This is a genomic window from Geminocystis sp. GBBB08, from assembly GCF_016743215.1.
Taxonomy (GTDB): domain Bacteria; phylum Cyanobacteriota; class Cyanobacteriia; order Cyanobacteriales; family Cyanobacteriaceae; genus Geminocystis.
In genome coordinates, this window is sequence record NZ_VRZC01000130.1 from 1 (window position 1) to 11074 (window position 11074).

Annotated in this window: 12 protein-coding genes; 5 read left to right on the forward strand and 7 right to left on the reverse strand. The window is 33.4% G+C overall.

The genetic code is table 11. From position 1 onward, the window contains the following. Nucleotides 1-258: 258 nt before the first annotated feature. Nucleotides 259-1020 carry a PIN domain-containing protein gene (locus tag FWJ34_RS14565; protein WP_308256057.1) on the reverse strand — a complete coding sequence of 254 codons (762 nt, stop codon included), beginning with the start codon at nt 1018-1020 and terminating at the stop codon, nt 259-261. A 41-nt stretch (nt 1021-1061) separates the two neighbouring features. Here FWJ34_RS14565 and hisB point away from each other — a divergent pair, with 41 nt between their 5' ends. Together hisB and FWJ34_RS14575 are read left to right on the forward strand one after the other, a co-directional pair. Beyond that, a complete protein-coding gene (gene hisB, locus FWJ34_RS14570; RefSeq protein ID WP_308256058.1) occupies nt 1062-1700 on the forward strand; it encodes an imidazoleglycerol-phosphate dehydratase HisB in 639 nt (212 codons plus the stop codon). 392 nt (nt 1701-2092) lie between these two features. Further along, nucleotides 2093-3151: a phosphotransacetylase family protein gene (locus FWJ34_RS14575; protein ID WP_308256059.1), complete on the forward strand. Its 1059-nt coding sequence runs from the start codon at nt 2093-2095 to the stop codon at nt 3149-3151. A 57-nt stretch (nt 3152-3208) separates the two neighbouring features. Here FWJ34_RS14575 and FWJ34_RS14580 read toward each other — a convergent pair whose 3' ends face one another. Together FWJ34_RS14580 and FWJ34_RS14585 are read right to left on the reverse strand one after the other, a co-directional pair. After that, nucleotides 3209-3643 carry a hypothetical protein gene (locus FWJ34_RS14580; RefSeq protein ID WP_308256060.1) on the reverse strand — a complete coding sequence of 145 codons (435 nt, stop codon included), beginning with the start codon at nt 3641-3643 and terminating at the stop codon, nt 3209-3211. Between the two features lie 17 nt (nt 3644-3660). Further along, a complete protein-coding gene (locus FWJ34_RS14585) occupies nt 3661-4761 on the reverse strand; it encodes a HAMP domain-containing sensor histidine kinase (RefSeq protein ID WP_308256061.1) in 1101 nt (366 codons plus the stop codon). A gap of 165 nt (nt 4762-4926) precedes the next feature. Between FWJ34_RS14585 and FWJ34_RS14590 the strand changes: the two genes are divergently transcribed. Together FWJ34_RS14590 and FWJ34_RS14595 are read left to right on the forward strand one after the other, a co-directional pair. Next, nucleotides 4927-5154: a hypothetical protein gene (locus FWJ34_RS14590; RefSeq protein ID WP_308256062.1), complete on the forward strand. Its 228-nt coding sequence runs from the start codon at nt 4927-4929 to the stop codon at nt 5152-5154. After that, complete coding sequence (locus tag FWJ34_RS14595) at nt 5148-5483, forward strand: type II toxin-antitoxin system PemK/MazF family toxin (RefSeq protein ID WP_308256063.1); 336 nt, start codon at nt 5148-5150, stop codon at nt 5481-5483. The genes FWJ34_RS14590 and FWJ34_RS14595 overlap by 7 nt, the downstream gene beginning before the upstream one ends. A gap of 43 nt (nt 5484-5526) precedes the next feature. On the opposite strand, the gene FWJ34_RS14600 is transcribed toward FWJ34_RS14595, so the two are convergent. From FWJ34_RS14600 to ntcA, 4 genes are all read right to left on the reverse strand, one after another. Beyond that, the gene (locus FWJ34_RS14600) at nt 5527-6291 is read right to left on the reverse strand and encodes an SDR family NAD(P)-dependent oxidoreductase (RefSeq protein WP_396231977.1); all 765 of its coding nucleotides are present in this window, start codon (nt 6289-6291) and stop codon (nt 5527-5529) included. Between the two features lie 118 nt (nt 6292-6409). Then, entirely contained in the window at nt 6410-7708 is a 1299-nt protein-coding gene (hisD, locus tag FWJ34_RS14605) for a histidinol dehydrogenase (RefSeq protein ID WP_308256065.1), read from the reverse strand. A 296-nt stretch (nt 7709-8004) separates the two neighbouring features. Next, nucleotides 8005-9516: a DUF3084 domain-containing protein gene (locus FWJ34_RS14610; RefSeq protein ID WP_308256066.1), complete on the reverse strand. Its 1512-nt coding sequence runs from the start codon at nt 9514-9516 to the stop codon at nt 8005-8007. A 272-nt stretch (nt 9517-9788) separates the two neighbouring features. Continuing rightward, nucleotides 9789-10466 (reverse strand): global nitrogen regulator NtcA, encoded by a 678-nt coding sequence (ntcA, locus tag FWJ34_RS14615; protein WP_308256067.1) that lies wholly within the window; start codon nt 10464-10466, stop codon nt 9789-9791. 156 nt (nt 10467-10622) lie between these two features. Here ntcA and FWJ34_RS14620 point away from each other — a divergent pair. Next, the coding region (locus tag FWJ34_RS14620) for an SDR family oxidoreductase (RefSeq protein WP_308256068.1) at nt 10623-11074 on the forward strand (452 nt) is incomplete at its 3' end.

Sequence of the window (11074 nt, forward strand, 5' to 3'; positions counted from 1 at the left end):
GCGAGATCCTTCTAATTTTGAATTAGCTATGCCTCAAATGCAACCAGAACATGATTACTATTAAGAATTTAGAATTTAGAATTTAGGATGAAGAATGAGAAAGCAAAAATATTTCTCTCACCCTATCTTCTAATCTTCTAGTCTTTTAATCTTCTAGTCTTTTAATCTTCTAGTCTTTTAATCTTCTAGTCTTTTAATCTTCTAGTCTTCTAGTCTTCTAGTCTTTTAATCTTCTAGTCTTCTAGTCTTAAGAGTCTCCTAGTCTTCTAATCTGATGGATGGTAAACCTGTTTTTTGCCAAAATTGCTGAAAAGATTTAGGTTGAATAAAATACCAAGCAACCATAATGGTAATAGTAAAACCTCCTATAGCTAATAATCCTGAAATGATGCTATGGGGGGTGTTATTTTTGTTTTTTACTTTTGCCTTCGGTGAATAATTTTGAGGATTTTCATCTCCCGTTTTACCGTTACTATTGATATTCTTTATCGGAGGAGGAAGAGGAGAAATCTTCCCGTTACTTAAACCGGCAATTTTTTGACTAACATTAACGGGTTTTTGTTTGGTGCGTAACCATTGAGTAAATTGAGCTAAAGTTAGAGTCGCTAAATTATTTTGCTCAATACTTTCCAACTCTTCTCTTAAATTCTGTTGATTGGCGACTAATATTATTAATGTATGGGGATTTTCTAAGGTAAGATAATATACTGATTCGGCGATCGCCAATTGTAAACGAGCATTTTTACTCAAATTTTCTCCTTCTGTCGCCGTTAAAGAGGCATGATGAGTCATACCCTGATTGATTTGCCAATCACTATTAGGGAAAAAACGCAAAAATTCTCTTACGGTTTTCTCCTCAGTGTCGGAAACAGCCCTTTTTGTCAAAAACTCTAATTCTTCTAAGATTATTTGGGGAATGCAACAAATTCCTAACTCTGAAAATCGACTCCAATCACGAGTTGATCCAGCTAAAATTGCCGTAAGTTCAAAAACGATTATGATAGATATATCTTGAGACATAATCTTTTATTTTTTGTTTAATTAAAACTATAAGTTAAATAATGTCAATTATTACTACTTTACCGACTAATTTAGAATCTATCGCCCATCAAAGTCGTGTTGCCTCTGTCAGTCGCACCACCAAAGAAACGGATATTAAAATACAAGTTAACCTTGATGGAGAAGGAAAATGTAATGTTAACACGGGGATTCCTTTTCTTGATCATATGTTACACCAAATTTGTTCTCATGGTTTATTCGATTTAGAGATTCAAGCTAAGGGAGACATCGAAATTGACGATCATCACACGAATGAAGATGTAGCAATTACGTTAGGACAAGCAATAGCCAAAGCCGTGGGAAATCGCAAAGGAATTAACCGTTTTGGGCATTTTATCGCTCCTTTAGATGAAGCCTTAATTCAAGTAATTCTTGATTTTTCAGGCAGACCACATTTAAGTTATGGCTTAGAAATACCTACCCAAAGAGTTGGTAACTATGATACTCAATTAGTGAGAGAATTTTTTGTGGCGTTAGTTAATCATAGCCAAATTACCTTACATATTCGTCAACTAGACGGAATTAACTCTCATCATATCATTGAAGCCACTTTTAAAGCCTTTGCCAGAGCCATGCGCATGGCTTTAGAAATGGATGCTCGTCGTATTCACGAAATACCTAGTTCTAAGGGTGTTTTATAGCGTCTTTCATTACGGTTAGATCTCTATAAATCTTGCTAACAAAGGGATGACTGCCCCTTGCCTTTACCTCATTAATTATATATTTACTAATAATCAGTTATATTTGTTTTGCCTCTTGACTCTTTTTTTTGTATGAGTGCCTACCGTAACAAAATGTTAAATTGATTCTGTTTAAATACTAATTATTCCATGACTGCTTTCTGCTATAAGTACTGAGACAAAATTAATTCTATAATAACAATAGATTTAAACCTATTGTTATTATAGATTTGAGAAAAGTAAAGGGCATCGATTAATTTTGCAAGACTTATTTAACTGATTTATCAGAAAAACGCTATATTCTATTTTATTTTTCCGAATTTAAACTACACAACTTACTATCATCAATTACTATGTCAAATAAATATTTATTCATCGCTTCGAGTGAACCATATACTGGTAAATCTGCTACTATTTTGGGTATCGCTCATCAATTGCAAAATAAGGGTATTAAACTAGGTTATGGTAAACCCATCGGCACTTGTTTTAATCCGTTAGATAGCCTCAGAGACGAACAAGATTTACAATTTATTAGTCAAACTTTAAACTTATCTGAATCTCAAGTAAAATCACCTTTATTATTACTTGACGAAAAAACCATTATTGAGTATATCGAAAAAGAACATAATTATCAAGATGAATTAGTAGAATATTGTGCCTCTATTGATGCAGATTTAGTTCTCTTGGAAGGTGCCGGAAATTTAATTCAAGGAAATTTATTCCATCTTTGCGCACCAGAAATTACAGCAAAAATAGATGCTTCTGCATTGTTAGTAGTTAAATATGAACCTTTGTTGATTATTGATCAAATTTTAGAGGCTAAACAAGTTTTTCAAGATCGTCTTATCGGTGTTTTAATTAACAGTATTCCTCACCAACAATTAGATATTTTAGAAAATACCATTAAACCCTTTTTTCAATCTAAAGATATAGAAATTTTGGGGATGTTACCCACTGACAGACTTTTACAAAGTGTTAGTGTCAGAGAATTAGTTTCTCAATTAAAAGCGAAGGTTTTATGTCGTGAAGATCGTTTAGACTTAATGGTAGAAAGCCTTACTGTTGGTGCAATGAATGTCAACTCCGCCCTTGAATATTTCCGTCAAAGGCAGAATATGGCAGTAATTACAGGAAGCGATCGCACGGATTTACAACTAGCGGCACTAGAAAGCTCTACAAACTGCCTAATTTTAACAGGACATACTCCTCCTCAGCAACTTATTTTAGCACGAGCTGAAGACTTAGAAATACCGATTTTAAAGGTAGATTTTGATACCCTTACCACCGTAGAAATAGTGGATCGAGCTTTTGGAACAGTAAGATTACATGAAACAATCAAAGTGGAATGTGTACAAAATTTAATAGAAGAGCATTTTAATATAGATTTATTACTAAAAAAATTAGATTTTTAAATCGCTCCTAGTAAGGGATTTATCCCTTATTTTCCTAATAATGGTTGATGACTATTGTTAATTTTGACAATGTTTATCTAGTAGAGAAATCACTAAATTATAACCATCAGCATGAGTTTGTATAGTATAAGCCTCCGCTTCTAAATGTCGTCTTAAACCATCGTTATAATGGGTAAAAAAAGGGCGACTAATATTCGGTGGTGTTAACTTCAAATTTAAGGCTCTAATTTCTCCATTTCCTTCACATAATTGAGCAGCATGAGTTGCTTCATGAATCAGAGTTGGTAAAGCAATACCTAAGTCAAAAACTATAGGATTAATCCAAATAGTGCGAGTTTTTACCTCTAATAAACCGTAAGTACTTCTTTGGGGAGGTGATTCGATTTTAACGGTAAAATTATACTTTTCTAACTTTTGTTTAAGTTCGGTAAAATTAGGTAATAATTGACTATTTGCCAGAAAAAAAGAAGCAATTATATAACTAATTAACATATTATTTTATTGTGATTTTAATTCGATAAAGGTAAAGAAAATCGAAAAGTTGTGCCTTGATTTATTTCACTTTCTACCTCTATTCTTCCTCCTTGTAACTCTACTAATCTTTTAGCGATCGCCAAACCAATACCACTACCACCAGAATAACTCGAACGGGAACGATCAGCTCGCCAAAATCGCTCAAAAACATGAGGCAAATCATCAACAGAAATACCCACGCCAGTATCAATCACCCCTATCCATAGATAAGGAAATTTAACTTCGGCTTTAATAGTGATAGTACCAGTTTCTGTATAACGAATGGCATTACCAATGAGATTCACTAAAATTTGTTGGGTTCGATCACGATCTGCTATTATTTTAGGTAAAGTAGAAGGACTATCAATGGTAAAAATGGGTCCATCATCTAAAAGTTGATCAGAAAATCTCTCCACTAAAGATTGTAAAAGAGGGTATAAATCAAAGGGTTTTGGATTAATCGAAAGATAACCTGCTTCAGCTTGGGATAATTCTTGTAAATCATGGGTTAAACGCTCTAATCTTCTAGTTTCATTAACCAAACTTAAATATAATTCTGGGGTTGCCTCGATGTTTCCAGTGGCTAATTCTTCTAAATATCCTCTCACTACCGTTAAAGGAGTGCGTAATTCGTGGGTTAAATCACTAACTAATTCTCTGCGTCTGATTTCTACATCTTCTAAACCACTAGCCATACGATTAAAACTAGCACTAAGTTGATTTAATTCAGGAATATCACTTTCAGGCATTCTTTCTTCCCAATCTCCTTGGGCAAAATTTTGGGTTATGTCTTTCATCTTGTCGAGGGGTTGCATAATTCTCCGACTTAAACAATAACTTAAAAATCCTGCCGTACCACTACCGATAATTAATGACCAAAAAGTGCTACGATTCCATGCTATCTCAAATCCTTCTATTAAAAAAGTTTTAGCTGATCTTACTGTCATAAAACCCTTTTTTTCTAGTTGTTCTAATCGTACCATAAAAAATTGAGGAGAGGAAAATTTGGCGATAAAAACAAAAGTACCTAAACCTACCATCATTACTGCTAAATGGGATAAAAAAAGTCTTGTACCTAAACTTAATTTTTGATTCATAATACAAAAGGAGAAATATTGTTATAATAAAAAACAAATTTATTTTTTATTCATAATATTTATAAATTGACATCATCGTTAACTAAAAACCATAGTGAAATCGTGATTCAAAATTAGAAGGTATCAGGGATGTTAAAAAATTATTAAATAATTAGGAGATGTCTAATGAATAATACTATTAATAAAATTGTGGAATTTATTGAGTCTCTTTCTGGTGAAGAAAGATATTTATTATTTGAGCAATTAGAAAAAAGAAGATTATTGAGTAATTATGAAGAACAAGAAGAAAATATTAAAGAATATTTAGAAATTGTTGAATCTGATTTTGGTGATTATCTTCCTAGTTTAGAAGATTATGAAGATAGATTAGCTAAAGGAGAAATTAAGTGGTAGATTTAAGGCGAGGAGATATTGTATTATGTGATCTTAATCCAGTTAAGGGAACAGAACAAGCAGGAATTAGACCAGTTATTATAGTACAAATAGATCAAGCAAATAAAGTTAGTCCTCATACAATTATTGTTCCTTTGACATCAAAAATCAGAACAATTATTTTAGCATCTCATGTTTTTGTACCAGCTAATACTGGAGGTTTAAAAGAAGATTCAGTTATTTTATGTGAGCAAATTAGAGTAATAGATAAGTCAAGAATTAATAAAATTATTGGACATTTAGAAGATGATTTTATACTTAAACTAGAACAAGCATATCCTCAATTTTAGGTATAAAAATTAGATAGCATTTGTAAAAAAAACACGAGAATAATTACCAAGGAAGATTACTACCATCCCAACTAAAAAATTTACCATTATCATTAATAGTCACATTATTAATTACTGATAATAATTGTTGAGTACAACGGTTAACAGAAAAGAGTTTTTCCGGAAGTACATTTTTTTGAAAAGGCGTTGATAATTTAGTATTAGTTGTACCCGGATGTAAGGCAATAACGATGGTATTTTTACTAACTCTACTATATTCGATCGCCATATTTTTAATTAACATATTTAAAGCTGCTTTTGAAGTACGATAGCCATACCAGCCGCCTAATTTATTATCTTCAATACTACCAACTTTAGCGGAAATAATGGCAAAAATACTGGATTCTGAGTGTTTAAATAAAGGTTGTAAATGTTTTCCCCATATACCTGTCGGAATCGTATTAACTTGAAAATAACGCCATAAATTATCAGTGTTAAGATGTTTTAAACTTTTTTCAGGTTGTAATTCTCCTTCATGTAAAATTCCGACACAGTTAATCACTAAATGTAACTTATTAACGTGAGATTTAATGATGGTAACGGCTTGTTGAATCTCATTTTCATGGGTGACATCAACGGTAATGGTAGTTAACTTATGAGGGTATAAATTTTTTAAAGAAAATAAATTTTCAGCCGTATTTTCTGTGCGATAAGTAGCAAAAATATGCCCTGTATCACTCTGATTGATTAATTTTTGAACAAAACCGTTACCAATGCCTTGACTTGCACCGATAATTAAGATATTTTTTGCAGAAACCATAGTTGACACTTAATAATTAGGGTTTACTGAGTTAATCAGAAGGCTATAAAAATCTTAGAATTTGCCCATTGCAAGAGTGCAAGAGTGTCCTCCATTTATCCTCACCAAAATAAGCTAAGACGCACCCCTAATTATTAATTTTTCTATATTTGACGGAATTGCCGTGAGATGGTAAACCTTCGGCAACGGTTAAATCAATAATCGCTTGAGATACCTTTTGTAAAGCTACAGGGCTATATTCAATTAAGCTAGAATATTTCATAAAAGTTTCAACCCCTAAAGCAGAAGCGTAACGGGCTGCACCGGATGTCGGTAAAGTATGATTAGGGCCAGCTAAATAGTCTCCTACAGCTTCAGGAGTAGAGTTTCCTAAAAATATCGCTCCGGCATGACGGATATATTCTACTAATTCCCAAGGAGATTCTACTTCTAATTCTAAGTGTTCGGGAGCAAATAGGTTCGATAATTCGGCGGCTTGGGTTAAATTTTCCGTGAGAATAATTACTCCATAATGGGCGATGGCTTTTTCCGTTAAAATACGACGAGGATGATCTTCTAATTGTCGTACTACTTCTAGCTGTACTTTTTCAGCCAAGTCACGATTATTAGTGATTAAAATTGCCGCCGCCATAGGATCGTGTTCTGCTTGTGCCAATAAATCAACGGCTACATGAACCGAATTTGCGTGTTTATCGGCGATAATCAACACTTCACTAGGTCCTGCCAAAGAATCAATACCAACAGTGCCATATACTTCTTTTTTGGCTAAGGTGACGTAAATATTACCTGGGCCAGTAATGACATCAACTTTGGGTATTGTATTTGTACCGTAGGCTAAAGCAGCGATAGCTTGAGCTCCACCCACACGATAAATTTCTGCAACTCCTGCTTCACTAGCTGCTACCAACACTGCTGGATTAATTTTTCCGTTTTCACTAGGGGGTGTTACCATAACAACTCTCGGTACTTTTGCCACTTTTGCGGGAATATCGTACATGAGTACTGTACTAGGATAAGAAGCTCGTCCGCCGGGTACATATAAACCAGCTCGATCAACGGGGGTGTAACGTCTTCCCAAGACAACATTATCGTCAGCAAACTGTACCCATGATTTTGGTACTCTTTGGAGATGAAAAGCCTCAATTTTTTTCGTTGCTAGTTTGATAGCCTTTAATAAATCCCTCGAAATTTGTTGATAAGCCGCATCAATTTCAGACCCACTCACTTTCAGATTTTCTAGGGCAATTTTTTGACCATCAAATTTTTCAGTATATTCTAGTAAAGCCCGATCTCCGAGTTTTCTTACCGTTTGGATGATGTCTTTCACGGTGGCCGATTGTGTCTCAATTTGTTCATGGTGAGTGCGATCGCTGATGCGTTGCAATTCTTGTTTTGCTTCGACTTGATCCGTTATTATTCGCAGCATTTAGATTCTATCAAACTAAATAAACCTTAACTATTTTGTTTATGATAACAGTTTTCTTAAAAGTATTGGAGACGACTCTGTAGGGATACTCAATAATTACGGTTAACTACCTCAGTTGGAATGAAATTGTTTTTGGATAAGCACTTGACGCATTCAACTTACCGTTTTTATTAATTCCTAACAAGAGGTTTAAACCCTTTGTCTTGACTCAAACGTTTACCTGTTGTCTCTTTCTTCCCAAATCCGCTCTTCCCTATCCTAAAGTGTCAACTTAGATGCAAACCCGCTTATTAAAGTTAAAATCTCAAGATTTCTTTCCCACCAGAAATAACGACTAAATTAATTTGTAACGGTCCTGATGTCTCAGTGTCATTAGCCGCTACCGCTATAATTTCATCAACAGATTCCTTCGATAATTGTAACTTTTGAACAAAATTAATTAGGGAAATAATCCTACCATCACCGATAAAAATTTTTCCTAATATTCCTTCTCTTCTGGCACGAAATTCACTAACAGAAATTAAAAAATCGAGTTTTCCTTGTAATTCTGTACTTTTTAAATCATGGGAATCAATGGTAATAGAGGCAATAGTTTCATTCTTAGCATAAATTTTCTTATTAGGTGTCACATCTGCAAAAATTCTCACTCTTTCTTCCCCTTGTACATAATTCCCCGCCGATAAAATTCTGACTAAATATTCTCCTTTTTGAATTAATTGTTCTTTCATTTGTTCTACTTGTCCTTTAGTTATTTGTACGAATCTTTGATTAGGAAACTGATTTCCATAGCCTAAAGTCAACATTACTCCTCGATTAGCTTCGTTTAAAATACCATCGATTAATTCTTCTAAGTTTGTGTCTTTATCTGTCTTGACTAGAGTTACAGTTAATACTTGCCCTTTGACAATGGCAATTGGTCTTTCTCTTAAATCTTGATAAGTTTGATAATATTGTTCTAGGATTTCTACTTCTCGGCGATAAAATCCTAATTCTTTTTCTAGGGATAATAATTCATTCTCTTTATCTTTCAATATTTTATCTTTTGCCAAAATATTTTTATCTAGTTTTGATATTTGTTCGTCTCTTATTTTAATATCTGATTGCAATTGATTTTGTTGATTTTGTAATTTTTTTAAACTTTGTTGTTGTTTTTCTAAAAGATATTCTTGTTGTTTTAAATTTTGTTGTTGTTCCTCTAAAAGATGTTCTTGTTGTTGTAAAATCTCTTCTTGTTCTTTAATTTCTATTTGTTGATTTTGCAAATCTTGATCTCTTTCCCTAATTGATTTTTCTAGTCTTTGACTTTGTTCTTCTATTTGTTGTTTTTCTGCTAATAATTTTGTTTTATCCTGAAGAATTGTCTTTAGTTCTAGTTTTAATTTATCTGTTTGAGTAGAAATAAGTTTTAGTTGATTTTGAGTTTTTTTAAATTCTTTTCCTGTTGTAATCAGTAACTTTTGCACTGAATTTTGTCTTTCTTGTGCTTTTTTTAATTCAGTTTCAACCTTCTGTTTTTCTAGCTCAACTTTTTCTAACTGAGCCGTAATTTCTCTTCGTTTTTTTAAAATTTCATCTAATTGAAACACACCCTGTCTTAACGATTCACTTAAACCAAATAAAATTACTAATGTAGAAGCAGAAATTAATATGCCCGTACCAATCGTAATGACTATAGCAGTTTGTTTCGGGCGTAGTTGAAATAATCTCAATCGGGCTTTACCTACTTTTGTCCCTATGCGATCGCCTAAAGCGGCAATTAAGCCTCCCAAGATTAACATTGCCACGATCAAAATATAGGCACTGGTCATATAAAATAGAGTTATTCACTTCTCACAAAATTTTTTCTTACTCTTTTTCTAGTTTAACTGAGTTCAGAGTTTAGCGGAGCTTTTAACTGTAAATGAATAGTTAATCATCTTTGATCTCTATTTTCTTATGGTAGATTGGGTTGAGGAATAAAACCCAACATTATCTGTGAGGGTTAAACTTAGAGGTATCTAAAATGTCATATTAATGTTATATTTTACTATATTGTTTTGTAACTATTTATATCTATCTCACAACGATTCACTATCAACTATTAAGCGAATTGTTGACTCAAAGCAACAGGATTATGTACGGTGATTTTTTTCTTGGTAATAGTAATCATGTTATCTTGTCTTAATTCTCCTAATAATCTGGTAACAGTAACACGAGTTGAACCTATTGCTTCGGCGATCGCCTGATGGGATAATTTAAGATCAATAGTAATACCGTTAAGACTAGGCACGCCAAAATCACGGCAAAGGATAAGTAAAAAGCTGACTAAACGAGAAGCCATATCACGGTGTGCTAAGGTTTCAATCATCAACTCTGTTTGTAGTATACGAGAAGATAAGCCTTGTAACATTAAGCGAGATAATTCAGGATTTTCTTTTAAAGATCGTTGGAAATGCTCAATAGGGGCTGATAATAATTCTACAGGAGTGAAAGCCACTGCATGATAAAAGCGATCAGATTTTTGTCCTGTAATTAAAGATAGTACTCCAAAAACACTATTTTCTCGCAATAAAGCTACTGTAATTTCTTCTCCTGCTTCATATACCCGAGACAATTTGACAGCACCTTTCATTAAAAAATATACCCTCTCGGCGGGATCTCCTGGGAAAAATATTGTTTTACCTCGCTCAAATCTTTCTACCACTGGGGTATAAATTCCGACACCAATTTGACGAAATACGGAAGCTAAAGGTTGTTCTTGATTTGATACTGATTGCATAGGGGATAGTTACAGAATAATATTTAAGGATCGATCGTCTAAACGACACTTTCTATAAGAAAATAAGTAATTGTAAACTAGATAACTATCTATAACTTAACCAGTTTAGCGAATTATTGTCAGATATTACAGAAAAATAGAGAAAAAATCAAGATTATGTTAGATTTAAACGGAAAAAACGCCCTTGTAACCGGTATTGCGAATAATAAGTCGATCGCATGGGGTATCGCTCAACAACTACATAAAGCTGGTGCAAATATTGGTGTCACCTATTTACCTGATGAGAAGGGCAGATTTGAGAAAAAAGTAGGAGAATTAGTTGCACCTTTGAATCCTAGTATTTTTCTTCCTTGTAACGTACAAGATGATGCCAATATTGATGAAACCTTTGCCCAAATTAAAGAAAAATGGGGACGTATTGATATTTTAATTCATTGTTTAGCCTTTGCTCAAAAAGAAGATTTAGCCGGAGATTTTAGTAATACTTCCCGTGACGGTTTTAAAACAGCCCTTGATATTAGTGCTTATTCTCTCACTCGTCTTGTACAAGCGGCTAAACCCATTTTATCCTCTGGTGGTAGTGTGGTAACATTAAGCTATCTAGGAGG